The organism is Mycobacterium sp. NGS39, assembly GCF_059812765.1.
In genome coordinates this window covers 59,770-85,911 of sequence record NZ_JCALDH010000003.1, presented here as the reverse complement: position 1 = coordinate 85,911, position 26,142 = coordinate 59,770, and the positions used below count along the sequence as shown (strand labels likewise).

Sequence of the window (26,142 nt, the reverse complement as noted above, 5' to 3'; positions counted from 1 at the left end):
GTTCGTTGACGGCTACCCACTTTCGGCGAGCAGCACTCGGCTATACCTAGAGTTGCCCCGGGAGGTCGCCGATGACATTGACTGAAAACCTGCGCAACGGATCGTTGGGGGCTGTACACCGCCTTGTCGACCTGTACCGGCGCACCGGCGCCGACGTGCCCTTCGGCGACCCTCTGCCGTCCCACGGAACGGAGATGGAGGGCTGGTTTTGGCGGGTCACCGACGCGGCTTCCGGTCGCGTGGCCGTGGCGCTGTGCAGCGTCAACCGTCATCCGGACGGCGACTGGGCGACCGTCGCGGTGGCTTTGCATCCCGGCGGCCTGGTGCGATCGGCGGCGTTGGACGACGCGCACGCGCCGCGGTCGCATTTCGCGGTCCGAGCCGGCACCGATCCGGCCCGCACCCTGAGCGCGTCGGCGGAACGGCTTCGCATCGATCTCGACGACGTTCACCTCGATCTGCGGTTCGAAAACCCATTCCCTTGGCCCAAGGCTTTCGCCGGAGGCGGAGTCTTCTCCTCGGTTCCCTTCCTCAACCAGTACTGGCATCCGTACCGGCTCGGTGGATCCGCTAGCGGCACCGTCGAATTCAGCGGCGAGATTTGGCGATTCGACGATGCCCGGTGGTATTCCGAACGCAATTGGGGCGCGGGTTTCCCGGAACGCTGGTGGTGGGGACAAGCCCACGACTTCGACGGTGCCGACGTCTGTGTCGCGTTCTCGGGCGGGCGTCTGCGGCTCGGCCCCCTCGGACGCGACGTCGGCGGAGTGGTAGTGCGCTTGGGCCAGAAGGTGATCCGCGTGACCCCGCCCGAGCTTGTGCAGTGGGACGTCGGCGACGGGCGGTGGGAAGTTCGCGCCAGGGGTCTGCGCTATCAGGTCGACCTGGACGGCGACGGAACAGCCCTCGATCCGCATGTCCTGCCGGTGCCCCTGCCCGCGGAGCGCCGCAACGTCGACACCGATTTCGAACACCTTGCCGGTCGACTAAGTTGCCGCATAAGGGAATTCGGCCGGGTCATTTTCGAGGGCACTTGCAGCATGGCGGGCTTGGAGGTCGGCAGCCTGCCCGGCCACCCACTGCCGTGACCACTCGCACGTCGGCAGATGACTGGCTGAAGGCAGGGTATGCGCTTCTGGCCGAGGAGGGGCGAAACGCACTCAAGCTCGACCGGCTCTGCGCACGCATGGGCGTGACAAAGGGCAGCTTCTACTGGCACTTCGCCGACATGGCCGCCTACCGCAGCGCGCTGATCGAATCCTGGGCGCAGCTGCGCGACGAAGATCGCCGTGCGATCGCCCGGATGCGTGATGTCGCGCCGCGCGAACGGCTGTCCCGGATGATGTCGTCCCTCGTCAGCCAGCGGCACTGGACGCTGGAGCGAGCGATGCGTGAGTGGGCGCGCTCGGACAAGACGGTGGCGGCAGCTGTGCGTTCGGCTGACCGGCGGCTGCTGCGCGCAGTGCGGGAGGCGTTCTGCGACTGTGGCTTTGACGCCGGCGATGCTCAGCTACGAGCCGACACGGTGTTCGCCGCAGGCATCGGGTTCCTGCATCTGTCCGGCGCCACCCCCAAGAGGCAATCCGCCCAACAGCGTGAGCGGTTCCTCGACTTCATGCTGCGGCCGTGACGGCCGACCATACCAAAAGGTATGGTACGGTGCCGGGATGACGGCCGGCGCCATCACCGACGAATTCGTGTCCCGGCTGGCCCAGCGCGCGCAGCAGGCCGAGCAGCTAAGGCATTTGCCCGCGGCCACCGTCGCAGAACTCACCGAGTCGGGCTTCACCGAACTCCTCCGACCGGCGCGTTACGGCGGCCAGCAGGCAGCGTTTTCGCAGATATTCGGTCCCGTGCGGCGGATGGCACACGGGTGCGTCTCGACGGCGTGGACGGCGGCGTTCTACGCGCTGCACAACTGGCTTCTGGCGTTATTCGACGAGCGGGCACAGGAAGAGGCGTTCGCGAGCGAGCCTTTCCTGGCGCCGGCGGCGCTGGCCCCCACCGGCCGAGGCGTCCCCGTCGACGGCGGCGTGCGGCTGCGCGGCCGCTGGTCCTGGGCCACCGGCGTCATGCACGGCAACTGGGTCATGGTCGGAGCGCTGTGCGGACCCGACGACGCGATCTATCCGGCACTGGCCCTGCTTCCCGCGGAGCAAGTGGGCGTCGTCGACGTGTGGCACACCGACGGGATGCGGGCCACCGGGTCCAACGACGTCGTCGTCGACGACGTCGTTGTGCCCGCGCATCGGCTTGTCAAAGTCGTCGACATCTATCGCGGCACTGCGCCCGGCGCTGCGCTGCACGACGCGGTGCTCTACCGATGGCCGATGGTGCCGGCGCTCGCCCTGGTGGCCGCGATGCCCGCGCTGGGGGCCGCCGAGCGCGTCACCGAGCTGTATGCGGAACGGCTCGGCGAGCGCGTCATCGCGTACGAGGGCACTCGGCAGCAGGACAAGCCGGCCGCTCAAGCCCGGTTGGCCGACGCCCGGGTTCGGCTGCGTGCGCTGCACGGACTGCTGGACGGCACGACGCATCAGATCGAGACGATCCTGGCCACCGGGGACCGCGTGCCGCGCTCGATCCGCGCCGACGCCCGGCTGGCGGCTGCACACATCGTGCGGGAATCGCGTGCAGTGATCTCTGGACTGCTCGAATCGTCAGGTGCCAGTGCGCATTTCGTCAGCAATCCGCTGCAGCGGTTCAAGCGTGACGTCGACGTCCTCAGCGGCCACGTGATCTTCGACTACGACGTCAGCCGAGAACTGGCCGGTGCGTTGGCCATTGGCCTGAAAGTCTCGCCGACCGCGATGGTCTGATCGCCGACGGCGGCCGGGTCAGTCCCTATCGTCTTCCTTGTCTTTGTCGCGCTTGTCTTTGTCCTCGTCGTCTTTGTCGTCGTCGTCTTTCTCGCGATCCTTATCCTCGTCTTTGTCACGGTCCTTGTCCTTGTCACGGTCCTTGTCTTTGTCGCGGCCGCTCTTGTCGTCGTCGCGAACTTCGATCGTGGCCCAATGACCTGGCGACACCAGGACCGTCCACTTGCCGGCCTCTCGCCCCATCTTCAGAACGCCGTCTTCGACGGCCCACTTGGTGGAGTCGTCGTAATCGTCTTCTTGTCCATCGCGGTATGTGAGTTTGAACGCCATGGCCGCAGCGTGCCCGCAACCCGGCAAAGAGAAACAAGTGGGCGCCGATTTGTGCCCTCGGCGGATCCGATTTGTGCGCTCAGTGGCGCGGACTTCCTCCTGGAACCGCCGGGGACCAGTAGGCGAGCATCTCGGCGAAGGTCTCGAACGCCGCGGCAGAGACGCCGTACGTCGCCTCCAAGTGGATGCTCAGCGGGAAACCGAGCTCCGCGACCCCGTCGATCACCCGCTTGTAGAGGTCGACGAGCAGTTGGCGTTTTGTCGCCGGGTCACTGCCCGCCAGCTTCTTGACGAACTCCTGCTCGTCGGCCACCGCAGCGTTTCCGGGGTCCTGGATCAGCCAGTCGATCAGGCCGACCCGGGCCTCCACTTTCGGCACGAAGCCGAACGACAGCAGGATCTCGGGCCGGTGGTCGCAGCTCTTCGCGAACTCGCGGAGAAAGCCGACGATCGCGTCGGAATACAGCAGCTGCGTCATGCCGAACGTGGCGCCTTGATTGCATTTGAAGGTGAACCGGCCCTGCTCGCCCTCGCGGGTGGGAATGAGGATCACGCCCCGGTTGGGTACGAGCTCCCGGTAGATCGACAGGGCGTCGGTGGGCGCGACGCCTGAGCCCTCACCGTCTTGCATGGTGCGTGGGACGCCGACGAAGACAATGCCCTCGAAACCCGCCGAGCAAAGCTGCGCCACGCGCTCGCGCAGCGTGGGCTCGTCCATGAACGCCGTGACCTGCGTGCACAGTCCCTTCACCGTCGGCAGCTCCGGCTTGATGATCGACCAGAAGTCGAGCACGTCGAGCTTCGGCTTCATCTCGACGGGCCGGTCGTCGTCTTCGGCGATCATCCCGGGAATCATCACGTGCCGGATCCGGCCCTCCAGGCCGGACTCGGCGGAAAACTGCAGCACTTTGTGCGCATCCTCAATCGCCTGCTGCCGACCTCGCTCCACATTGGGTGGTACGAGCTCGAGCGCGACGGTGTTGAGCGTCACCAGCTGCTCCTCATTCGACGGCCCGGAATCGGTGCATCACCCTACAGAACTTGCCGAGGGGTGCGTCGTGGGGTGACTAGACGGCGTTGCCGGCGAACCATGCGCTGGCCACCGTGCGGATCTGCGGCGGCGCAAACCGCTCCCCCGGACTACCGAGTTGTCCGACTTTGACCGTCCACAGTGGTTGCGACCGGTCGATGCACGTGCCGGGGCCTGCGCTGGGCAACCACAGCACTGCGAGATTCGAGGTCGCGTCGCCGCAGCCGTAGACGCCGACGTAGCCGTCGTCGCGGCCGCCCCACGCGCCGCCGTTGCGCAGCAGGCAGCGGGTGCGGTCAGTGAGAAGCAGCGCGAACGGATCGGTGACAGCCGGTGGCGCTACGTGTGGGAGCGGACCGTCGTAGGTCACCCGGTGCAGCCGCTTGCTCCACGGATCGTCGATGCACAGCAGCGATCCGGGCGTCGACGGCCAGCAGGTTCCGGCGCCGGCGGCGCTTGGGGAGCACGAGTAGATGTCGTCGGCCAGCGCCGACGGAGACGGCGCAGTGCAGTCGGTGACCGCGGTGACGTTTCCCTGAGCCGGCGCCTCCTGGTAGCCGTTGATCGGCTCGCCCGCCGGGCTGACCGCGACGGCGGTGATCACGTCAGTTGCGGCCGGATCAGCTGACGCCGGTGCCGGTGATATCGCGATCGCCGCGGCGGCTAGGGCCGCCCCGACCGCATTGAGTCGCGCGAAGCTGTCCAGCTGGCCACCTCCAAAGACTCATGGTGCGGAACTTGTTGTGGCGCAACCTGATTCAGGAAATGACGCGGTGCACGTCGTCCTTGCTGGCGCCGCCGTCTTGCCCGATCCAGGGGCCGTCGATCGACGGGTCGAGGATGCCTTCCTCCAGCCAGGTGTAGCGGCCGTCGAGCACCGCGCGGGCCAGCGCCCGGTCGGAGTCGTCGCTGTTGTGCCATCGTTCGTCGAAGCGCTGCTCGGTGCGGACCCGGGCCTGACGGCAGAACGCGTCGGCGAGCTCGACCGCGGTGGGGTCTGCGTTGTCGCGCTGCGCCCGCACGCACGCGGCGGTCATCGCGAACAACTCAGCGCCGATGTCGACGATCCGCCCGAGGAAACGCTGCTTGTGCTCGAGCCTGCCCTGCCATCTCGACATCGCGTAGAAGGTGCTGCGGGCAAGCCGCCGGCTGGCCCGCTCGACGTAGCGCAGATGCGCTGCCAGCGGGCCGAACTCGGGGTAGGACGTGGGCAGCTGCCCCTTGCCGGCGACCAGGGTGGGCAGCCAGCGCGCGTAGAACTTTCCCGCTTGGGCGGCTGCTCGGGCCTTGCGCCGCACGTCGGCTTGCGGGTCGATGATGTCACCGGCCGCCGACAAGTGCGCGTCCACGGCTTCGCGGGCGATGAGCAGATGCATGATCTCGGTGGAGCCTTCGAAGATGCGGTTGATCCGCAGGTCGCGCAGGATCTGTTCCGCGGGCACGCCACGCTCGCCGCGGGCGGCCAGCGACGCGGCGGTCTCGTAACCGCGGCCGCCGCGGATCTGCACCAGCTCGTCGGCGATCAGCCAGGCCATCTCGGAGCCGTAGAGCTTGGCCAGCGCGGCCTCGATCCGGATGTCGGCGCCGCCGGCATCGGCGAGCTCGCTGGCCAGATCGAGCATCGCCTCCAACCCGTAGGCGGTGGCCGCGATGAACGCCACCTTGCCGGCCACGGCTTCGTGTTCACCGACCGGCCGCCCCCACTGCACGCGCTCGCGCGACCATTCCCGGGCGATCTTCAGGCACCACTTCGCCGAGCCGGTGCACACCGCGGGCAGCGAAAGGCGTCCGACGTTGAGCGTGGACAGCGCGATCTTGAGGCCTTCGCCTTCCCGGCCGATTCTGTTGGCCGCCGGGACCCGCACATCCGTCAGCCGGGTGAACCCGTTCTCGATGCCGCGTAGTCCCATGAATGCGTTGCGGTTTTGCACCACGATGCCGGGCGCGTCGGCCTCGACCACAAACGCGGTGATGCCGCCTCGGTGCCCGTCGCTCTTGGGCACCTGCGCCATCACCACCAGGAGGTCGGCGATCACCCCGTTGGTGGTCCACAGCTTGACACCGTTGAGGACGTAGTCGTCGCCGTCGGGCGTGGCGGTGGCGTGTAGCCGGGCCGGGTCGCTGCCGACGTCCGGTTCGGTCAGCAGAAACGCGCTGATTTCGCGGGTACACCGGGGCAGCCAGGTGCGCTTCTGCTCTTCGGTGCCGAACATCTTGATCGGCTGCGGCACCCCGATCGACTGGTGCGCGGACAGCAGCGCGCCCAGCGACGGATGCACGGACCCGACGAGCGCAAGCGCCTTGTTGTAGTAGACCTGCGACAGACCGACGCCGCCGTATTCGGTACCGATCTTCATGCCGAACGCACCGAGATCCTTCAAGCCGCGGATGACGTTGTCCGGGATCTGCGCGTCGCGTTCGATCACGGCGGCGTCGATCTCGGATTCGCAGAAGGCGCGCAGCTTTGCCAGGAACGCCTCCCCGCGCTCGACGGCTTCCGGGGCACCGCTGGGGTGCGGATGAACCAGGTCCAGCCGCAAGCGGCCCAAGAACAGCTCCTTGCCGAAACTCGGGTGCTCCCATCGCGCCTCACGCGCCTGCTCGGCGACTTGTCGGGCTTGCTGCTCGCTGACTTCCTTCGTCACGGTCATGTCGACCTCCACAGAAGCTGGGCTGTTACTCGACAGTAACCCCGCTCACGCAGAGGTGCCGCACATTGCCCGGACTGGCGAAAACCGACGTCAGGCAGCGCGAACAGGGACATTCGACCAACCGCAGACGTTGGTCATGTGCACCCGACGCAGTCCTGTTGTAGCCGAACTTGCGCTCACGGTGGATGTCGAACCGATCCGGATCCGGGAACACTCTCTCGTCACGATTCGCGGCTCCGTTGATCAGCACGACGGTGCTGCCGGCCGGAATCGTGGTGCCGTGCAACGTCACGTCGCGCATCGTGTACCGCACGTTGTACTGCGACGGCCCCTCGTAGCGGAGCAACTCCTCGAATGCCGCCGCAATCTTGCTGCGGTCGTTTCGTAGTTCTTGCCACTGGTCGGGGTTCTCAGCGAAGACCACCACCGCGTTGCCGACGAGCTTCGTCACCGTTTCGGCGCCCGCACCGCCCAACATGTTGGCGAAACCCGCGATCTCGACGTCATCCAGACGCCTCACCTCGCCGTCCTGGACGACTTCCGTCTCGATCAGCCGACTGATCATGTCGTCGCGAGGCTCGGCTCGGCGCTGCTGAATCAGGTTGTAATAGTAGGTCCCCGATTTGATCATCGAGTCGATACCTTCCCGGGACGGATTCATCGATCCCGGCGCGCGTTCCAGTCCTTTGTCCAGCCAGATGCGAAGTTGCTGGCGGTCTTCGGGCGGGACGCCCAGCATTGCGGTGATGATCTCGACCGGAAACAGAGCCGAGAAATCCGCGACGGCATCGAACGACTCGGGATTCAACGTCTTCACGACGTCGTAGATCTTTTCCCGGATCATCGGTTCAAGTGCTGCGACGGCGCGCGGCGTGAACACCCGGTTCACCAGCTTGCGCATCACCTCGTGCTCGGGCGGATCCATCATGATGATCAGCCGGCCCTCCGGCATCTTCAGATCCGTGGCCTTGACCATGTCGAGCGTGACGCCCTTGGCCGACGAGTACGTCTCGAAGTCCTTGTACGCCGGCGCGACGTCTTCGTAGCGGGTCAGCGCGTAGAAGTCGTATTTCTCGCTGTAGTACACCGGCGCTTCGTCACGCATCCGGCGGTACGTCGCGTAGGGAGAATTGAAGAAGTCGTCAGAGTAAGGATCGAATTCGACCGGCTTCTGCGACACGGTCGCAGTCGACGCGGTCACAGCGCGATTCCCATTTCGGACAGCACAACGGCGCTTTCACGACTCTTCATGGGCTCTCTTCTCGACGTCGGCATATGACATTCAAGCCGACGACGGCCGCACACACGTCGAGATCGTGAGAGTCGTTGTGTGCCTGTGGCAGTGGACTCTTAGCCGCGCTGCTAGTGCTTCACCTTGGCGGCGATCTGGGCGGCGATCTTCACCGCGGTGTCTGCCGGGTTGGGGCTGCAGGTGTTGACGTCAACGACCACGTTGTTGCGGGCTGCCAGAGCCCGCCCACACGCCCAGCCGGGGGCTTTCGCGTTCTGTTGACTCGCGGTGATGCTCAAGATGCCGTTGGCGTTGGATATCGGTCCCGCCTGCCATTCAGAGCCGGACTGAAGGTGCTTGTAGGTATGGCAAGCCGGCCACTGCTGGACCGATGCGGTGAAGAACGCGGTGGCTTCTTTGGCGCTCGGGAAAAGCACCACCGCCTGCTCGGCGAAATGCGTGAAGTTGTCGCCCTCTTGCAGCGTCTGGTCACGCACAGCGGTGAAGCCACTGCCCGCGTACGTCTGCGCCTGCGCCGCCCCGTCGATCGCGAGGCATTCTTTAGGCTCCATCAAGGCGCTGTCGTCGGACATCTCGAAACGAGTGTTCGACACCACCATTTCCGTTGCGCCCATGGCGGCGTTGATTTCCTCGGGACTGAGCAGCAACCCGGGCAGGTCGGTATCGGCGAGCGGAGGTGCGGCGACGGTCGTCGTCGTTGGTTTGCTGCTCGACGTCTTGCTGCCCTCGTTGCTGTTGCCACAGGCTGCGGCGAGGACACATGCGACGGCGACGGTGACTACAGCTGTCAGATGGCGCATGCGTTCATCCTCCACATGGTCTTGCGCTGTCGCTCAACGAAGTTCGCTTGACAAGGTGCGGCCTGCGGCGTGGCGGACAAGGGGGCTGGTATGGCAATGACCGGGCCCTTCCAATCATGGCGTCAGCTGCGGCAAAACCTACAGTTGCAGGCCACGGCCTGGAAATACCCGAAATTGTCGACACGCCGAGGTTTCTGATCGCTAACAATTCGGTTGTGCCTTGGAGCCGACGCTCGCACGGTCCGCCGAACCGTGGTCTGGTGGAGGTGATGTCGTTCTCTGCGGTTTCGACGCGTCGCCTGGCCATCGCCGCGGCGGCGGGTTCGGCCCTGCTCACCATCGCACTCCCAATGGCTCACGCTGCGCCTGCCAGCGACGGGCAGGGTTACGTCGACTCGACTGCGCGGTGCACCGCACCGGACACTGCCGTGGTTTTCGGAAGCACGGATTCGTCGCGGGTGGCGATCTGCAAGACCCCGGGCGGCCAGTATCAGTACCGCGGTGTCCGTGTGCGCGACGGCGCGAAGGTGATTCTGGCTGCTTCGGAGTCCGGTGACGGGGGGTTCGTCGCCAAGAACGACGGCGTGGATTATTTCGTGACCGCGAACTCGTTGTCGGTCACCGTCGACAACAGGGTGATCCGTGAGGAGAAGATGGTCGACTTCCACCGCCCGGGAGCGCCCGCTTCGCCGGCGGCTCCGACGACACCGGCTCCGACGACGCCGTCCGGGCCGCCCTTGCCGGCCGAGGTCGGCTACGGCAAACGCTGACACCGCACGGTGTGCGCGGCGGACGAGCGGGCGTTCGCATGCAGTGGAAAATCCTTGTGAATTCGCAACATTGGGCGCTGCGCTGTCGCACAATCTGGGAGATGACCACCCCGTCGAACCAAGAGGAATGGACCAACCGCCCGCGTCGTGTGGCCATGACGGATCACGACTTGGGCCGTTGGCAGGCGTACCGCCTGAGTCGAAGTTTCGCCGGCGTGGGCGTCGAGATCCCTGCCGCGCGGCTCCGCCAGATCGCGGCCGGCGCGGCCGTCAGCACCGACGAATTCGTCGATGTCAATTTCGCGCTCGCAGCCAGGCACCTGATCCGCGAGGAACGCCACGCGCACAACCAACGCCGCCGTCGTTTCTGTGCGCGATGCCTGATGTTCCTGGCGCTCGTCGCCGTCGCAATGAACTTGCTGATCTGCATGGGCTGGGCACTGTTCACCTTCATCGAACAGCCGACGTCGTTCTAGGATTTCGGCGCGCGAAACGACGCTCAGCGTAGTGACGCTCACCGTTGAAAACGCGCCGAAATCGCAGCAGCAGCTTTAATTGCCCGGGTCCCCCAATCGGACGATCCGCATGTACTCCATCGCATAGGTCGATCGGTCGACTGACGAACCGGTGCGCCGCTGGCACCGTTCACCTAAGAGCAAATCCGAGTGCGATGACGGAAGTGGTGAGACGATCCTCATGAGAAAACAACCGGGGCACGAATCGGAACAGTTGGAGACGCAGTGAAAGCGCTGTTTCTCGTATTGGGCGTCGCGCTACTCGCGGTTGGAGTAGGCGTCGGCTCCCATCAATTGACGGTCACCGAGAATGGCTCAGCAAAATCGTGCGGCATCGCCTATCAGCCGCAGGCTGCAGAGGTGGCCACAGCGACTGGCAGTGAGCTCTCGGCAAGCGACGACCTGGCGACCCGGTGCGACGACATCGGTCGTGTCTGGCAGGCGAGCGCGCTCGGGTTCACCGCTTTGGGCATCGTCAGCATCATCGGTGGTCTGTTCATCGGCGGTGAGGCGGGCCGCAGGGCCGAGAACTGAACTGAGTGGAGCTGATGCGGCGTTACTCGAACCTTGACAGTCCGTCAAAAACAGTTCATATGCTGCGTGAATCTGGCGTACTCACCCCTGACGGGCTCGTTCAGGCGCCGAGCACACCTCGTATTGGGACTGATCCACCCGAGCCGTTCAAGCTCTCCCAGCGGCTCAAACCGGACGTCATAGCCCAAATCATCGCCCGCTATAAAGCAGGCGAACCCTCAACCGCCATCGCCACCACCTTCAACATCAGCAAGGGCAGTGTCATCCGGCTCCTTCGCGATGCTGGCGTGCCGATTCGCAAGCAAGGCCTCACCGATGATCAGATCGCTCTGGCTGCTCATCTCTACGCCTCCGGTCGTTCGTTGGCCCAGATCGGTGCGCACTTTGGCGTCGACCACGGCACCGTCTGGCGCCAGCTGCGCAAGCGTGGCGTGAAGATGCGCGACTCACACGGACGGGAGCGATAGCCTCTGCCCCTGCTCAATTGTCATGCGCACGATCATGGAGATCGTTTTGATTCTCGGGAGCGCGGCCAGCCTCGGCGAGCATGTCGCGGCGGCGATCCGCCTCTACCCAGTGAGGGACGTCGACAACGCCGGAGTCCTCAAGGAGCAGGCCTTCGATGATCTCCTTTGCCTTGATCGCCTGCTGTTTGTTCAAGCCTCTTATTTTCAGCTCGTGCTGAGTGTTCTTACCGATGATGCGGAGGCCTCCGAAGAAGACAGTGTCCACATAGACGACCCTGCCAATGTCGCGTACGGGAAGTGTCTCGACATACGACACGAGGAACTGGTTGCAGATGACCGATATCGTCTTCTCTTGAATCACCAGCTCGTCCGGGAACAGGTCGGCCAGTCGAGAAGCCCGTAGTCGGAATAGTTCTCGGTTATGGCGCCCTGCCGACGGTAGAGTGCTCGATTCCGTCTTGCCTGCGCCTATCGCTGCCGGGTAGGGCAACGTACGGTCAGAATGAAGTGTTGCATTTGTCATAGACCACCTCCCTCCTATCTCAATTGCTTGCGGTCAGGCCGCTTTAGACGAATGCTTGGCATTCGGTCGGACTAACTGGATGCCTTGCTTACTGGTGTGGGTAGCCAATATGCGCGAGCCCTCGCTGACCTTGCCGCTCAGTATCTCGGTCGCCAGGCGGTTCTCAACTTCTGTCTTGATGCGGCGCTTCAGCTCGCGTGCGCCGTATTCCGGCTGATAGCCGATCTCGGCAAGATGTTCGACCGCAGCATCGTCAAATTCAAGTTCGATGTGCTGGGCGCGGGCAGTCCGTTTGACGCGTTCCAGCTGCAGCTTGACGATGTCTTTGATCTGCTCCTTATTCAGCGGCTCGAAGACGATGATTTCGTCCAGCCGGTTGAGGAACTCTGGGCGGAAGTGATTGCGAAGTTCCTGCAGCACATCGTTCTTCACATCGGCATGCGGTTCGCGCTGCCACTTCTTGACCGCGAGGTCCTGGCTGATAATGGCCGCGCCGACGTTGGAGGTCGCGATGATGATCGTGTTGGTGAAGTCGACGACCCGGCCTTTGCCATCTGTCAGACGGCCGTCGTCGAAGACCTGCAGCAGGACATTGTGGACATCAGGATGCGCCTTCTCGATCTCGTCGAGTAGCAGCACGGTGTACGGCCGGCGGCGGACGCGTTCGGTCAGCTGGCCACCCTCGTCATAGCCGACATACCCCGGTGGCGAGCCGATGAGCCGCGCGACGCTGTGGCGCTCCATGTATTCACTCATGTCGATACGCGTCACGGCGTCTTCATCACCAAAGACGACCCAGGCCAACGCTTTTGCCAGCTCCGTCTTGCCGACACCCGTAGGGCCAAGGAACAGGAACGTCGCGATCGGCTTGTTGCCCTCGCTCAACCCGGCACGGTTGAGCCTGATCGCGTTGGAAACGGCAGTAATAGCCTCGTCCTGTCCGATGACGCGCTCATGCAGCCGCTCTTCCATCTTGAGCAGCTTGTCTTTTTCTTCCTGCGTCAGCTCAGTTACCGGAATACCGGTGATGGCGCCGACAATCTGTGCGATATGCTCGGCGAGCACTTCGCGCGACGTCACGCCTTTCTTGCGTCGCCACTCATCCGTCAGCTTGTCTTTCTCGTCCGTCTTGTCCTTGACCTGACGGTCAAGTTTCTTGGCGTCCTCGTACTGCTTGTGGCTGGACGCGTACTCCTGCTCGCGTTTCAGCCGCGCTATCTCGTCCTCTTTTTCCTTGATGTCAGACGTGAACGTGTCGGCGCCGATACGGACACGCGACGCCGCCTGGTCGATCAGGTCGATCGCCTTGTCAGGCAGGAACCGGCCGGAGATATAGCGGTCGGATAATGTGGCTGCCGCGACGATCGCCTCGTCGGTGATCCTGATTTTGTGGTGCGCTTCGTACTTGTCGCGCAGGCCGCGAAGGATCTCGATCGTCTGCTCGACGGTCGGCTCGGGCACAAACACTGGTTGGAAGCGGCGCTCCAGCGCGGCGTCCTTCTCAATATATTTCTGGTATTCGTTCAGCGTCGTCGCGCCGACAAGGTGCAATTCGCCGCGGGCGAGGGCAGGCTTTAGGACGTTCGATACGTCCAGGCCGCCTTCGCCGCCACCCTGGCCGGCACCGACGATGGTGTGCAGCTCGTCGACGAATACGACCAGCTCGTCGTTGTGTTCGACGATCTCATCGACGACCGCTTTGACGCGCTCCTCGAACTCGCCGCGGTACTTGCTGCCCGCGACCAGCGCGTTGAGGTTCAGTTCCACGACGCGCTTATCTTTCAGGACCTCCGGCACCTTGCCGCGGTCGATGCGCTGCGCCAAGCCCTCGACAATCGCCGTCTTGCCGACGCCAGGCTCGCCGATCAGTACCGGATTGTTCTTGGTGCGCCGCGCGAGTATCTCGATCGTCGTTTCAATCTCGTCGGCACGGCCGATGACCGGATCAAGCTTGCCCTCACGGGCCAGCTTGGAGAGATCGCGTGAGAACTTGTCCAGCTGCGGCGTATTGGTCTTCGTATCGACGCGGCCTTCCTCGGCGCCTTTGCCGACGACTTTGACGGTTTTTTGCCGAAGCGCCTGCGGTGTCAGGCCATACTTCCTCAGGACTTCGCTGGCCATACCTTCGTCCTCTTCGGCCAGCGCGATCAACAGATGTTCGGGTCCGATGTAGCCATGGCCCAGTTCGCGGGCAACTTGAAACGCGCTTTCCAGCACCGCCTTGACCCTTGGCGACACGGTGACTTCCACCTGGCCTTCTTCGGGCTCCTTCTCGTCACCCTTAGGCGCATTGGCCTCGATGTAGCCCTTCAGGTCAGCTTGTTTCAACTTGAACTGTTTCAAAATTTCCGCCGTGACATCGCTGTCGGCGAGGGCATAGAGCAAATGCTCGGTGTCGACTTCACGCCGACCGAATTTGACCGTCGTTTCAGCGGCTTGTTGGATGATCTCCTTAGCGTGTTCGGACAAATATTTCTCGAGGTTTGTCGCCTCGCGGTCCCGAGGAATCGGATAGCCCATATCGGAACTGAGTCGTCCGAAATCGCTTGGGAGGTCATCAAACATGTCGAGCAGGCTGCTGCTGCCAAACAGCGAATCGAAAGGAGAGTGAGTCTGGCGACCGCGCACGCGAGCATAGTCCTGGTCGCATACCTCAATTACCTGTTGGTTTCCGTTTCGACTGGTCGTCGCGGTAATGGTATGCGTTGCAGGACGACGCTGACAAATGTCGCAAATGCCGTTAGCCATAGCTCACCTCCTTTCGCTTTAGCTGATTATTTGTGCACCACTCTGCGGGTGCTCCAGGCGTCGGTGTATGCCACTAACTCCTGTAGCAGATTCGCTCCTAAAGCGTAGACCAGAATGGCGAACAACGCTGTAAATTCGATCACACATACGCCGTCGAGAACTGGCGCCGGAAACGCGCCCTGAAAAGGAGCCAGTAGCGGCGCGGTAACACCGTAGGCCCAATGGACAAACGGCGCAGCCGCATTCGCACCGAATAGTTTTAAGACCACCCTTACCATTAGTAGCCCTTCGATGAGGCCGAACAGGAAGTTGATGAAACTGGATAGGATAAGTGTCATCTTCATGGACGTAACTCCTTGAAGCGACCCCGGCACGGGCTGCTATGGCCAGTGCCGGGTCGCCAGAAATCTACTTATCTTCCGGCTTAGCTTCGGTAAGTGAAGCCAGCTTGGCCTTCCCTTTCTTCGCAGCGATAGGAATCCGCTTCGCCGCGTGCTTTTCGGCCATCGGCACGGTGACCTTCAAGATGCCGTTGTCCAGTTCGGCCGCGATGCTGTCGCTGTTGCTGCCCTCAGGCAGAACGACGCGCCGCGCAAAGCTACGGCTCATTTCGCGGACCATATAGCTGCGGTCCTTGTCTTTGTGTTCTTCTTTTTCGTTGCGTTCGCCGCTGATCTCCAGAACGCCGTTTTCAACGGACATCTGGATATCGTCCGGTTGGTAACCCGGCACTTCCATATCGATGCGCATCGTCTTGCCGTCATCGCTGTAGGAAATGTCGGTCAAAGGCTGGCGAACTACTGCGCTCGGCCAACGAACGCTATCAAAGAAATCATCAAAGAAATTATCAAATAGGCGATTGCTAAGCCCCAACGCGGGACTACGCAAAGCTAAACTTTTCATAGCTCACCTCCTTTCTCCGTGCTGCGCACGGCACATTGGAAGCTGCTATACATGGAGTGACGCTGCCATAGGGATTCGGCTAACAGTGCGTCTCCTAACTCCAGATGGCAACCCCTCGTACCATGCGGAGTAACGGTTGTGAATTAAATGATTAATACAAGTCACCGCATCTTTGCGGTGGTAGATGCGAAGCCAATGGACTCACACATCTACCTAATTTTTATATAGCAAAACTAGCACTCTAGTGTCAAGAGTGCTAATGTTGTAATTTCAATTACAGGGCCACTGGACGAGACTTGAGTCTCCAACAAGGGTTGCGGGTTCAAGATCGGCACAAGTAATCTCATGTATCGATACAACACAAAAAGGCCCAGATATTGCTATCTCGACCTCTCTGGAATGGTTCGAGTAAGAACCTTAAGGTATCGAATTGGTGGAACTGCTGAGACGTTACTCAAAACTTGATGCGTTCCAGAGATCCGTCCATATTTTAACAAAATCGCTGGTCAGAAGCGATAACGGCGACTTCTACATACCATCACCATGGCCGCAATCTGCTCCAACCCAGCCGTTCAAGCTGAGCCAACGGCTAAAAGCGGACACTGTCGCTCAGATCATCCAGCGCTATGCGGCAGGCGAGCCATCGACTACGTTGGCGGCAGCCTTCGGGATCAGCAAGGGCAGTGTCCTCCGACTGCTCCGGGATGCCGGTGTTCTCATACGCAACCAACCCCTGACCGACGACCAGATCAACGAAGCCGCCGATCTGTACGAAGCAGGGCAGTCACTAGCGCAGATAGGCGTGCATCTTGGGGTAGATCACGGAACGGTCTGGCGCCAACTTCGTAAGTGGGGAGTCAAGATGCGCGATACTCATGGGCGGGAAAAGAAAAAGCCCGATTAACGCATCGGGCAGGCGGCTCGTTTGTGCGTCGAGCGCACGTTCGCATGGGTTGATAAGTAGACATCCGGTTATTAAAACGCCAGTGTGGTCTGGCTACTTAACGGATTGCTGAATCAGTAAGAATTTTCACTGAAGCTTCCGTCGCGTTGCTGCAATATACAGATATATGCTTAGAAACGCGGAGCCTTATGTACCCCCTTATCCGCTTTGTCCCACAGAAAGAAGCGACGGTGGTTGTCGCATTACATCCGACAATTTTGATCTTGTGGTCGATGATGTGAGGAGCGGCGAGACCATCGACGTTGTCGGGGTGTGGTACACCGAAGATCCTGATGACCACAGAAGCGTTGCGACAGGAACGTGGCAAATCCCAGCAGAATCGGCATTTGCTCAACTAGCTAGAGCGATCGATCCGCAAAAGCGTGATCGTACACACGAAGACCTGATCAATAAGCGAGCGGGCGAGATTTTCTGTAAGCGGGTAATGGAATGCCGGGGAATATTAGACGATGGTGAATGTTGGGCTCTCGGCAGTAGGGCCGTTCATGAAGTAGTCGAGCAGATTGCGCGCGAGGTAGACCTTCCAAGGCTCTAAGTCGACAACCATACTTCGCCTCAGTCAGTCATTAAACTTTAGTGACCTCTTGTAGTCGGCGCCAATACCAACTTCATACGGTCAGCGCACTTCCACTTTTTGAGGCACGCAAGTGGCCGCCCCGGTCTAGTCGATATAACGCCAATCCCGAAATAACGCCAATCGCAATTAATCCTATCCAGACGAGCTCGCCCACATCAATTCTTTGCGCCGCCTCCATGACCGCTCCTGTAACGAGGTTACCGAGGAGAATGCCAACACCGACGATCGTGCTGTAAAAGCCGTAATAGGTTGCCGCTAAGCGTTCCTCGGATAGCGACATTACGGTATCCATCTCGAATGGAAACACGGCGACAGAACCGACTGCGAGTAATGCCGCACACACCAGTAGCGCGGTGATCGCGGGGATCGAGCCGAACCGCTGACTGTTTGGAACAAGTGCAAGGGGCGTGAAGGATGATGCAAGGATGGCCATGCCGATCACGAGGCTGCGGCCTGATCCCCACCGCTTCGCGAACCAACGGGCGATGTGCAGTTGTCCTGCTACCGCGACGACACCGCTAATCATGAAAATCGCTGTAATCAACCAAGATTCTGGAATCAACATCCGCGCCTGCAGTGGAAGTGCCAGGTAAACCTGAAACGATAGAACGTAAGAACCGATCATTGCGGCGGCGAACCAGAGAAACGGTCGGTGAGCGAGGATCTGCCGCCAGTCATGCATAATCGCCGTCCGCTCGCCGACGGAGGTGGTGACACGGGCGGGAAGCCCCAGGATCTGCGCGACGGTCAGTATCGCGAAGACCACGGCGGCACCCAGAGCGGTGGCGCGAAAGTCGAAGTTCATCAACGCGAGTCCGGCCAGCGGACCGAGCAGAATGCCTCCCTGATAGAAAATGTTGAACATCGCGAATGCTTCCACGCGCCGGCTACCGGCATCGGCGGCCAAATAGGCGCGGACCGCTGGATTGAACAGCGCACCCGCGAAACCTGTTGCTGCGGATGCAACGAGCAGAACTGGTAGCGATTCGGCGAGGGCCATCAGAGCGAAACCCCCGGTGCGCAACAGGCACCCCGCCACAATCAGTCGCTTGTAGCCGAGGCGATCAGCGAGAGTGCCGCCGACAATGAACATGCCCTGCTGTGAGAAGTTCCGTAGACCGAGAACAAGTCCCACGGCCCATGCGGCAAGGCCGAGTGGGCCGGCCAGATAACCAGCCAGATATGGCATGAGCATGTAGAAGCCGAGGTTGATGCCGAACTGATTGATCATCAGCAGTCGACTCGCTGCGTCGAAGCTGCGGAACTGGCGAAGCAAATTCATCGGCGCACCATCTGCTTCGGATTGAGCACGACTTCACAACGCGTCCATGACCGCACCACCTGCTCCCTTGGGTGCGTTATGACGGCAGGCTCGCGAGGCGGCTCGTGGTCCAAAAGGCCGTGCGCGCGGCAGTAATCGTCGTTATAGATCGTGTCGAAATAGCGCTGCGGCCCGTCAGGAAACACGGCTGCGACCGTCGCGCCTCGCGATTGGGTGCGAGCGGCCCATCCCGCAACCAACGCCACTGCGCCGACGCTCCACCCACCACTCGAGTAGTGTGTCGCAGCCAAAGTCCGGCAGGCCCACACCGCTTCCTCTGGCGCAACCCAGTGCGCCTCATCGAAAGCGGCATAGTCCACATTGCCGGGATAGATGCTTGATCCAAGCCCGCGCATCAGGCGCGGTGATGCAGGTTGCCCGAAGATCGTGGAGCCCACGGTGTCAACGCCGATCAGTCTCATTTGTGGATTGGCCTTCCGAACCACTCTGGCGATGCCTGCAGAGTGGCCACCAGTGCCCACCGAGCACACCAGCACATCGACGCTGCCGAGTTGAGCGATCAGCTCGCGACCAAGCGGTTCATAAGCGTCGACGTTGTCGGGATTGTTGTACTGGTCGGGATACCACGCTTGCGGATCACTGGCTAGCAACTCGGCAACACGATCGCGGCGCGCTTGTTGCCATCCTCCGCGAGGATGCGGTTCGCGGACGAGATCTACTTCGGCACCGTACGCGGCTAGCATGTGCCGCATCATCGGCTCCATGCCGGGGTCAGTGACCAGGGTGAGCGGGTGACGGTACACCGTCGCGGCTAACGCGAGGCCCAAGCCCAGTGTGCCGCTGGTGGATTCGATGATGCGTGCGCCGGGCCGTAAGTCACCGCGGGCTCGTCCACGCTCCACCATGTGCATCGCTGGACGGTCCTTCATGCCGCCTGGGTTGAACCCTTCCAACTTGGCCCAGAAACCGTGGCCGTCCGAGGCAAAGGGCTCCGAAATCCAGAGGACGGGAGTGTGTCCCACCATCGCACCTGGGCGGCGAGAGCGGCCAGGAACACATCGGTTAACGCGGTGGACTTCTGAAGCGTGCGGGTACAAGACATGATCCATTAATTCATCGCTTTGCATTGAAGCCGCACAGTTTATGCGCACGGCAGATTGACTTGGACAACAGCCACCAGCAGGTTGTGTTGAGACACGACCTGCTTGCCGCTGTCCTGTCAGTGACGAGCGATACAGAACTGGCTGAGCAGCCTTCGCCCTGTAAGAGGTACCAGCATGTCGCCGGGCGGTCCTCGCATGACAGGCGACAGAATTTGTGAAAGCGACGTGGCGCACATGGCCAGCGGGGCGACGAGGAACAACGCGACCAACGCGGTCACCGTTCGTGGGATGATTGCGGCAGTGAAGGCCCGAGGAGCCGCCGGCGCAGCATCGTTTTCGATGTGGTCGTGTGCCGTGACAACGGCGGAGCCGTCGTTCGGCGAGAGTGAAAGCGCGTGCGGGTGGTGAGGCATCGCCGGTTCTGACCACAGACTTGCGAACTCAGCGGTGACGATCAGTAGCCACGCCGCGGCGGCCAGCGCAAGGATTGCGCCAGCCGAACCTGATCGAGCGGTCTGAGACATCACGACACCTCGACTGTAACAACGCGACGGCTGATCGAGCGGTGCTCATTCGATCGAAGCGATCCCGTTATTGACCTGGAATCGCTGTGGTATCGCATCAGGCGCACGATCGGTCGCGTCCGCTTTACAGCGGCCCGCGGAGGCCCTTCATCGCGTCGATCTCGGGGCGCTGGACGTCCACAGCGAAGAGGGTCATTGCCATCGCCGCACGCCCGGCTGGACCTAGTGGTCATGATCAAACAAAACAAGCGTGTCAGCCACATTGCCGTCGACGAAATAAGCGCGGCATGTGAAGCGGTCATGGATCGTAGTACCAACCTCATTGCGCGCATCTACAACACCGGAAACTTCCCATACCGAGATTTGAGACATAGGAACCCCTTTGAGGGGTTCGTCAAGCTTCAGCGGGAACAGATCACGGCTGTCGGCATCCAAATTGCTGGCTTGCGCCTTGACGCTCGACAAGCTTGCGGTTGACGGTGAGGCCAGCTTGCGGAAGACCTCGGATTTGCAATGGTCCCGCGCCGCTTGTTGTTTCGATTCGCCGCTGCCAGAAGTGCCTGTGACAATAACGATTACGCCCACGGCTATCGCTATCAACGCCGCTATCGCAAAGAACCACATGCCCCAGTAGCGCCTCGAATGCCTCTTCACTGAATGGACCACGATTTACCTTCTGACGTCGTGCTGATGATGGCCTTCCTCTAGGGAGTTAGGCGCTCTGTAATGGTGGAGCTCGATCCGGCCGGGACTGCCTGACGACTAGTCCTGATGGGTAACAACCAGCTGGCCTGTCATCGTTGGGTGGTAGGCGCAATGGAACGGATAAGCTCCCGACTGTTGCGGTGCGGTAAAGGTTGCACGCGAATTGCCCGCTACCTCGATGTTGAAGTCGCCGTCCGCATCGGACGTGATCGTGTGTTCGGTTGAATCCCTATTGAAGACGGTGACTTCGGCACCAGGTGGCAGCGTCCCTGGGACTTGATACCCGAAGTTTTCGATCGTGATCGTCACCGCGCCGGGCCGAGTACTCGCCGTTGCGGGTAATGTACCAACGGCCGATGATCCATTCGCCGCAGATGACTCATGATCATTCCCCCAACCGCATGCGGCGACGGCCAGGGCAACGAGGGATAAGAAGGCCCACGCCCACCGCAATCGACGATGTTTCGACATGACTTCTCCTCAATTCTTACGCGGTGCAACCGCAGCCGACAGTCGCCCTCCTACTGGGCACATTAGTAGAGGCATCGGGTTGCAAGCAGTTCTGCGTTGCGCTGCCGCGTGCGAGAATCCATTTGACTACCCGAGAGGTCTCATTCCGTTTAATGACGGTGCTGACGGGGGTCGTGCGGTTCATGACTTCCATGGCCGGGCGTGTGATGGTGATGCCCGTGACCATCATGGTTCATGTCGGGCGAGCCACCCATCATCCGCAGCATCGGAATGCCTCCTGTACGGATGAATCGGATCAGCAGTATCGCCGTGAGGATCAGAAACGCGATGTTGAGCCACGTGGTGTAGTTCCAAGTGATGCCCTGTTCCATCACCATCGCACTGCGGTGCGCCGGGATCAGGCGAGCGGCGCCGAAGATGATTTCAACCAGATATCCCGCGCCCACCATGGCCGCATAGAACGTGCCGAACAGGACCAGCGTCATCTTGGCGCCGTAATACTTCCGGTAGATATTGAGAATTGGCAGTATCAGTAGATCGGCAAAAATGAAGGAGACAACACCGCCGAAGCTAATGCCGCCGTTCCACAACACCGCCGCGAGTGGCACGTTGCCGATCGAGCAGACGAACGAGACGATCGACACGGCGGGGCCGACGATGGGCCCCCATACCGCCGACAAGGTTGGATGATCTGTCAGGAAGAAGCTCTGCCAGAAGGAATTCGGCACCCAGGCAGCCACAGCACCGGCGATGAGCAGGCCGACGATGACATCCCGCAGGATGGCGGCCCATTCCATCACGTAGACGTGCGAGACGGCGGTAAATCCATTCCCGGACAACAGTCGTCGCAGAAACGGTCCCTCGGTCGCGACGGCCATGTCCATGGCGGCATGGCCTTCCATCGATCCGGCGATGCCGCGTTCGGCCTGATGACGCGCAGCGTCGATTAGCCTCGAACGCACAAAGATTCGGAATAGCACAGCCAGCAGCACGATCATGATTGGGCCGCCGACAAATTCGGCTGCGGTGAATTGCCAGCCCATTAGCAGCGCGAGGATTATGCCAAGTTCGATCACCAGGTTGGTGGAGGCGATCTCGAAGGCCATCGCCGCTGTGAAGTTGGCCCCTTTGCGAAACAGCGAGCGCGCCAAGGCAACAGCAGCATAGGAGCATGACGAAGATGCTGCGCCCAGACCTGCCGCTACAGCGAGTGTTCTAGGTCGATCATCGCCGAGCAGTCGTACGATCGTCGACTTACGCACCACCGCCTGGACCACGGCAGAGAGGGCGAATCCGAGAATCAACGCCCACAGGATCTCCCAGGCCATTGACCCCGCAACGGCCAGGGCGTGCCAGATCGCATTCACAGTGCCAACTCCTTCTGGTTCGGAAGGCTTGTGCCGACGACGACAATTGCCGATATCAAGGCCGATAGCAGCACCGATCCGGCAGTCAGCTCCGGTGACCAGCGCACGCCATCAGTAAATTCGAGAGCCATAAGCTGCGCCGACCACACCACCAGCGGGACGATCACGGCGATTGTGACTGCGAGTGCCGACCGCGACATACGTCGGTACGCGACCACGATGACAACATCGACGAAGAAACCACCCACTGCGGCTGCCGCCATGATCCACGGGCGGTCGAAGTTGTGCACCGTCTGAGCGAGCAGCGCTAGTGCGGTGACACCTACCATTCCGGTGCCGAATGGCACACGGCGACGCACGACTAGAAATACCAGCGGTACAACCAAGAGGAAGCTTGTAAGAACAAGGGCGGCCAGACCAGCGACGGCCGGAATTTCGGTTGCGTAGTGCTCCGGAGTTCCCTCGGGGAACCGCTCCACCCGCCTCAGGGGCGCGTCGGTGGTGAATCCAGAGACGTAGTTTAAAGCGAATCCTGTCACGCCGGCGATGGCGCCGATGCTGAGAAGCGCGGGCAACGGCCACACGTCTCGTCGCCCGGTCTTGGCGGTCGCAGCAACGATGGGGCCACTGAAGAGCAGCACGGCGCCGCAGAACAACACCAGATGTGTCGGACTCAGCAGTGCGTCGAGCCCCGCTTCAACGCCGAAAACGCTGTGCCACAGGAGGTCCCCGACACCCCCGAGGAAAAACACCACCGCCCCGACCAGTGAATAGCCGTATCCGCGCGGTTGCCGCAGCACCGCCGACACGATTGACTGACCGGATTCGCGGCGGCGTTCACCCATCATCACAAGCAACGCAATGGCAACAGCCAACCCCAAGTACATCAAGAGGTGCCACCAGGTAAAGAACGAGTCTGGCAACTCCTCGAAGTGTGCGCGACCATCCAGGTGAACCGCTGCCACGATCCATACACCGACCGCAGCCATAGCGGCATCCTCGCGGCAAGTGCTATCCGGGCCGGTTGTCGCGGCGCCGACCGGCGCGTCATCCCTTGTAGCGCTCATAGGAACCTCTCCTTGAGGTCTGCGGTCAGGAGGTTGATCGCCGTTGCAGTACCTCTATATACCCCCAGGGGGTATATAGAAAGGGTGTCCGAGCGCGTCAGGAAGGATGTTGTGAGCGGCTTCTTCATTTCATTTAACAGTGACAGTAAAATCGAAAGTACTGACAGTGCTATTCGCTTGGGTTTGAAGATATAGCTTGTACTGGCCGCTTTCCGGGAATGTCACCATAAACGGGATATAGCCACTCTGATTGCTCGAATCATTCGACATCGGGTGGGCATGAATAAAGTCTAGATCCGGCCCTAAGATCACCATATGGCCCAAATTGCCAAGATAGGGTTGCAAGTTCTTGAATGGCGCGCCGTCTTTGGTTAGCTCTACATAAATCGTCTCATCTTGTCGTGCATAAAAGGTAGGGTGCTGTTTCGCGTAGTTCGGCCCATCATTGGCCGGCGCGGCCGTGATGGTCGCAGTAAGCCCGCCCTGAATGCTAGCAAGATTATCGATGCCGAGCGGCTCGTCGGGGACCTTATCGGCATCGCCTACGGAGACGTCGACATAGGGCGCTTCTGCTTCGTCCATACCCATGGCATCTTTCGGTGCATTTACCGGTACAAAATTCGCATACAATCGGTACTGGCCATCGGTCGGAAACTGGAAGTTAGCCATAGTGAACACGCCAGTGGACGGGTCATATTCGGGATGGACATGTTGAAAGTAATGGCGGTCCTTTCGCACCACTACCAAGTGCATGAGCTTTGTGCTATCAATTGCAAAATCTTTGAATACTTTGCCCTGGTGTTCGATGTCAAGGCGCAGTGTTGTGGGTTGGTTGCTCTTGTAGGACTGCCCAGACATCAAATTATTGGTGTAGCGCGACGAAGTGCCGCTCGACGTCATACTGCCGTGGTCCATACCGGGCATCGTCGTCTTACCGCCATTGTCCGTGAAGTAAAGTAGCCCGCCTGCCGCAAGACCAACTACAATTATAGGGGTCGCAATCAGTGCTAATCGTTTCATAATCGTATCTCCTGTCAATTCACGTGTCTCATTAAATTATATACCCCCTAGGGGTATGGGCCAGGGCGGGCCGGTACGCGCCCGACCCGATGCCGCCAACGCATGGATAGGGCGTCCCTTCGCCTTATTGTGGCAAGTCAAGACATTGCACGTAATCGCGAGATTCCACGAGACCGGGGCCAGCTCGCCTTGGCCGCCTACCAGGTATGCGTACATTCACGTTGTGCTGCGCCATCTGGCGTGCGTCCCCGCGGTTCGCTCAGGTAAGAGCGCTGCCCTTAAGCCATTGTTCCCAGGGAATGCTCCAATCACCGTTCTGCCACAGCTGCAATGGCTCGCCTCCGGTGTTACGCACCTCGACGATATCGCCGGGCCGCGAAAACTCGAAGAACCACTTGGCGTTGTCGGTGTTGAGGTTCAGGCAGCCATGGCTGACGTTGGTATTGCCTTGGGCCCACACCGTGCTGTTGAGCTGATGGAGATAGATTCCATCTGTACTGATTCGGGTGGCGTAGTTGATCGCCTCTCGGTAGCCGAGCCTGGAGTTAATCGGCAAACCATAAGTCGCCGAGTCCATGATCACCGGATTGGCCTTATCCATAACCGTGTACACGCCACGCTGAGTCCAGAATGAAATCGTTTTTCCACCGATCGTTTCACTCCCGCCCATGCCCATTGATGTGGGCATGGTGCGGACCAAGACGCCGTTATTAAACACACTTACTTGCTTCGTGGTGTCATCAGCGATCGAAATGTGCGCATCGCCGATCATGAAGCGTACGGAAGTATCTTCTTGGCCGTAGAGGCCATCACCCAGCGGAACCCCGTAGATGTTGGCTGCCGCGGTGACCACCGTCCCGGGAGTGAAGTACTGCTGCGGGCGCCAGTGAGCGTTCTGGTCGTCGAGCCAATACCACGATCCGACCACTGGGGGCTGCGTGTTGACAAATAGTCGCCGTTCAGCAGCGGCCCGATCGGGTATCGGCTCATCGAAGTGAGCCACAACGACGGCGCCTATGCCGTATGTCCCACCCGCTTGCAACGCAGCGCCAGCAGTAGTCGTCAGCGAGACCTTGGTCTGATTGTGCGGTGTCACGGTGGAGAAACTCGACACTCGCGTGGTGATCGTGCCGTCGGTTCCCATAGCGCTAATAGCCATCGTGTAAACACGGCCATAGCCCAGGGGGACACCAGGCTTCCATGCGGCGTTGTCGGGTGTCATGATGCCCGCAATCCGCACACCCTGCTCGTTTCTCATCACCACGTCGATCAACCGGCCAGAGATGGCCATGACGGAAATGGGCTCCAACGGGTCGACGTCGTCGGCGTCTGCGCCTGGTACAACACGTATTTCGGCCAGAGCCCCCGATGGACGTGGGCCATCGATCCCGGCGTTTGGCATTCCGGGCTGGCACGGAGTCTGGCACAGCGGCTCCCACACCAAGACCAGTGCCCCCGCCAATCCGAGGCTCACGAGCGCGGCACCCAGCGCAAACACCTTGAGGCGGTGACTTAGTAGCAAGTTGTCTCCCATAGGGAATAGGTGGAATCCATCGCAAGATGGGACTCTAACTACGTACCAACATAGTAGGCCGTCGGCTGATGACGCCGACCGATCGAGCAGAGACGAGAGCACCTTGCATCTGCTCGGGGGGAGCAGCGCAGCGCTGCACGCTCCCACCAAATCAACGCCGGGGCGCAAAAAAGTTACGGCTTCGAG

26 protein-coding genes and 1 pseudogene are annotated in these 26,142 nt (G+C 61.1%); 8 read left to right on the top strand and 19 right to left on the bottom strand.

The window, feature by feature from the left end:
* Positions 1-71: 71 nt before the first annotated feature.
* The 3 genes from AC5Y39_RS05045 to AC5Y39_RS05035 are packed head-to-tail and all read left to right on the top strand — an operon-like array spanning position 72 to position 2,819.
* Positions 72-1,088 (top strand): tocopherol cyclase family protein, encoded by a 1,017-nt coding sequence (locus AC5Y39_RS05045; protein WP_500016176.1) that lies wholly within the window; start codon positions 72-74, stop codon positions 1,086-1,088.
* The gene (locus tag AC5Y39_RS05040) at positions 1,085-1,630 is read left to right on the top strand and encodes a TetR/AcrR family transcriptional regulator (RefSeq protein WP_500016175.1); all 546 of its coding nucleotides are present in this window, start codon (positions 1,085-1,087) and stop codon (positions 1,628-1,630) included. Before AC5Y39_RS05045 ends, AC5Y39_RS05040 begins: the two co-directional genes overlap by 4 nt.
* 37 nt (positions 1,631-1,667) lie before the next feature.
* Entirely contained in the window at positions 1,668-2,819 is a 1,152-nt protein-coding gene (locus AC5Y39_RS05035) for an acyl-CoA dehydrogenase family protein (RefSeq protein WP_500016174.1), read from the top strand.
* Positions 2,820-2,837: 18 nt separating this feature from the next.
* Here AC5Y39_RS05035 and AC5Y39_RS05030 read toward each other — a convergent pair whose 3' ends face one another.
* The 6 genes and pseudogenes from AC5Y39_RS05030 to AC5Y39_RS05005 all read right to left on the bottom strand — a co-directional run bounded on the left by AC5Y39_RS05030 (position 2,838) and on the right by AC5Y39_RS05005 (position 8,882).
* Positions 2,838-3,149 (bottom strand): hypothetical protein, encoded by a 312-nt coding sequence (locus tag AC5Y39_RS05030; protein WP_500016173.1) that lies wholly within the window; start codon positions 3,147-3,149, stop codon positions 2,838-2,840.
* Between the two features lie 79 nt (positions 3,150-3,228).
* Entirely contained in the window at positions 3,229-4,140 is a 912-nt protein-coding gene (locus AC5Y39_RS05025; RefSeq protein WP_500016172.1) for a mycobacterial-type methylenetetrahydrofolate reductase, read from the bottom strand.
* Between the two features lie 76 nt (positions 4,141-4,216).
* Positions 4,217-4,783, bottom strand: a complete 567-nt coding sequence (locus AC5Y39_RS05020; protein ID WP_500016171.1) for a hypothetical protein — start codon at positions 4,781-4,783, stop codon at positions 4,217-4,219.
* Between the two features lie 154 nt (positions 4,784-4,937).
* Positions 4,938-6,830 carry an acyl-CoA dehydrogenase family protein gene (locus AC5Y39_RS05015; protein ID WP_500016170.1) on the bottom strand — a complete coding sequence of 631 codons (1,893 nt, stop codon included), beginning with the start codon at positions 6,828-6,830 and terminating at the stop codon, positions 4,938-4,940.
* A 90-nt stretch (positions 6,831-6,920) separates the two neighbouring features.
* Positions 6,921-8,031 (bottom strand): annotated as a pseudogene (locus AC5Y39_RS05010) (cytochrome P450).
* A gap of 161 nt (positions 8,032-8,192) precedes the next feature.
* On the bottom strand, positions 8,193-8,882 hold the full coding sequence (locus AC5Y39_RS05005) for a sensor domain-containing protein (RefSeq protein WP_500016169.1): 690 nt from the start codon (positions 8,880-8,882) through the stop codon (positions 8,193-8,195).
* A 269-nt stretch (positions 8,883-9,151) separates the two neighbouring features.
* On the opposite strand from AC5Y39_RS05005, the gene AC5Y39_RS05000 reads away from it, so the two are divergent.
* The 4 genes from AC5Y39_RS05000 (at position 9,152) to AC5Y39_RS04985 (ending at position 11,168) form a co-directional block, all read left to right on the top strand.
* Positions 9,152-9,652: a hypothetical protein gene (locus tag AC5Y39_RS05000; RefSeq protein WP_500016470.1), complete on the top strand. Its 501-nt coding sequence runs from the start codon at positions 9,152-9,154 to the stop codon at positions 9,650-9,652.
* A 215-nt stretch (positions 9,653-9,867) separates the two neighbouring features.
* A complete protein-coding gene (locus tag AC5Y39_RS04995) occupies positions 9,868-10,128 on the top strand; it encodes a hypothetical protein (protein ID WP_500016168.1) in 261 nt (86 codons plus the stop codon).
* 264 nt (positions 10,129-10,392) lie between these two features.
* Positions 10,393-10,701: a hypothetical protein gene (locus tag AC5Y39_RS04990; RefSeq protein WP_500016167.1), complete on the top strand. Its 309-nt coding sequence runs from the start codon at positions 10,393-10,395 to the stop codon at positions 10,699-10,701.
* A gap of 14 nt (positions 10,702-10,715) precedes the next feature.
* Positions 10,716-11,168 carry a helix-turn-helix domain-containing protein gene (locus AC5Y39_RS04985; RefSeq protein WP_500048194.1) on the top strand — a complete coding sequence of 151 codons (453 nt, stop codon included), beginning with the start codon at positions 10,716-10,718 and terminating at the stop codon, positions 11,166-11,168.
* 13 nt (positions 11,169-11,181) lie between these two features.
* Here the strand turns inward: AC5Y39_RS04985 and AC5Y39_RS04980 are convergent, their stop codons facing one another.
* The 4 genes from AC5Y39_RS04980 to AC5Y39_RS04965 all read right to left on the bottom strand — a co-directional run bounded on the left by AC5Y39_RS04980 (position 11,182) and on the right by AC5Y39_RS04965 (position 15,342).
* Positions 11,182-11,691 (bottom strand): hypothetical protein, encoded by a 510-nt coding sequence (locus AC5Y39_RS04980; RefSeq protein ID WP_500048185.1) that lies wholly within the window; start codon positions 11,689-11,691, stop codon positions 11,182-11,184.
* Between the two features lie 33 nt (positions 11,692-11,724).
* Positions 11,725-14,439 carry an AAA family ATPase gene (locus AC5Y39_RS04975; protein WP_500048184.1) on the bottom strand — a complete coding sequence of 905 codons (2,715 nt, stop codon included), beginning with the start codon at positions 14,437-14,439 and terminating at the stop codon, positions 11,725-11,727.
* 26 nt (positions 14,440-14,465) lie between these two features.
* On the bottom strand, positions 14,466-14,783 hold the full coding sequence (locus AC5Y39_RS04970) for a YggT family protein (RefSeq protein WP_500048183.1): 318 nt from the start codon (positions 14,781-14,783) through the stop codon (positions 14,466-14,468).
* Between the two features lie 64 nt (positions 14,784-14,847).
* Positions 14,848-15,342: an Hsp20/alpha crystallin family protein gene (locus tag AC5Y39_RS04965; RefSeq protein ID WP_500048182.1), complete on the bottom strand. Its 495-nt coding sequence runs from the start codon at positions 15,340-15,342 to the stop codon at positions 14,848-14,850.
* Between the two features lie 433 nt (positions 15,343-15,775).
* Here AC5Y39_RS04965 and AC5Y39_RS04960 point away from each other — a divergent pair, with 433 nt between their 5' ends.
* Positions 15,776-16,246 carry a helix-turn-helix domain-containing protein gene (locus AC5Y39_RS04960; RefSeq protein ID WP_500048181.1) on the top strand — a complete coding sequence of 157 codons (471 nt, stop codon included), beginning with the start codon at positions 15,776-15,778 and terminating at the stop codon, positions 16,244-16,246.
* A gap of 668 nt (positions 16,247-16,914) precedes the next feature.
* On the opposite strand, the gene AC5Y39_RS04955 is transcribed toward AC5Y39_RS04960, so the two are convergent.
* The 9 genes from AC5Y39_RS04955 to AC5Y39_RS04915 form a co-directional block, all read right to left on the bottom strand.
* Positions 16,915-18,165: an MFS transporter gene (locus AC5Y39_RS04955; RefSeq protein WP_500048180.1), complete on the bottom strand. Its 1,251-nt coding sequence runs from the start codon at positions 18,163-18,165 to the stop codon at positions 16,915-16,917.
* Positions 18,162-19,274 carry a PLP-dependent cysteine synthase family protein gene (locus AC5Y39_RS04950; protein ID WP_500048193.1) on the bottom strand — a complete coding sequence of 371 codons (1,113 nt, stop codon included), beginning with the start codon at positions 19,272-19,274 and terminating at the stop codon, positions 18,162-18,164. Before AC5Y39_RS04950 ends, AC5Y39_RS04955 begins: the two co-directional genes overlap by 4 nt.
* A 110-nt stretch (positions 19,275-19,384) precedes the next feature.
* On the bottom strand, positions 19,385-19,792 hold the full coding sequence (gene lpqS / locus AC5Y39_RS04945; RefSeq protein ID WP_500048179.1) for a putative copper homeostasis (lipo)protein LpqS: 408 nt from the start codon (positions 19,790-19,792) through the stop codon (positions 19,385-19,387).
* Positions 19,793-20,014: 222 nt separating this feature from the next.
* Complete coding sequence (locus tag AC5Y39_RS04940; RefSeq protein ID WP_500048178.1) at positions 20,015-20,416, bottom strand: hypothetical protein; 402 nt, start codon at positions 20,414-20,416, stop codon at positions 20,015-20,017.
* A gap of 138 nt (positions 20,417-20,554) precedes the next feature.
* Entirely contained in the window at positions 20,555-20,806 is a 252-nt protein-coding gene (locus tag AC5Y39_RS04935; protein WP_500048177.1) for a cupredoxin domain-containing protein, read from the bottom strand.
* Positions 20,807-21,117: 311 nt separating this feature from the next.
* Positions 21,118-22,335, bottom strand: a complete 1,218-nt coding sequence (locus AC5Y39_RS04930) for a permease (protein ID WP_500048176.1) — start codon at positions 22,333-22,335, stop codon at positions 21,118-21,120.
* Positions 22,332-23,324, bottom strand: a complete 993-nt coding sequence (locus AC5Y39_RS04925) for a hypothetical protein (RefSeq protein WP_500048175.1) — start codon at positions 23,322-23,324, stop codon at positions 22,332-22,334. Before AC5Y39_RS04925 ends, AC5Y39_RS04930 begins: the two co-directional genes overlap by 4 nt.
* Before the next feature lie 207 nt (positions 23,325-23,531).
* Entirely contained in the window at positions 23,532-24,422 is an 891-nt protein-coding gene (locus tag AC5Y39_RS04920) for a DUF8832 domain-containing protein (protein WP_500048174.1), read from the bottom strand.
* Positions 24,423-24,681: 259 nt separating this feature from the next.
* The gene (locus tag AC5Y39_RS04915; RefSeq protein ID WP_500048173.1) at positions 24,682-25,956 is read right to left on the bottom strand and encodes a L,D-transpeptidase; all 1,275 of its coding nucleotides are present in this window, start codon (positions 25,954-25,956) and stop codon (positions 24,682-24,684) included.
* Between the last annotated feature and the right edge of the window lie 186 nt (positions 25,957-26,142).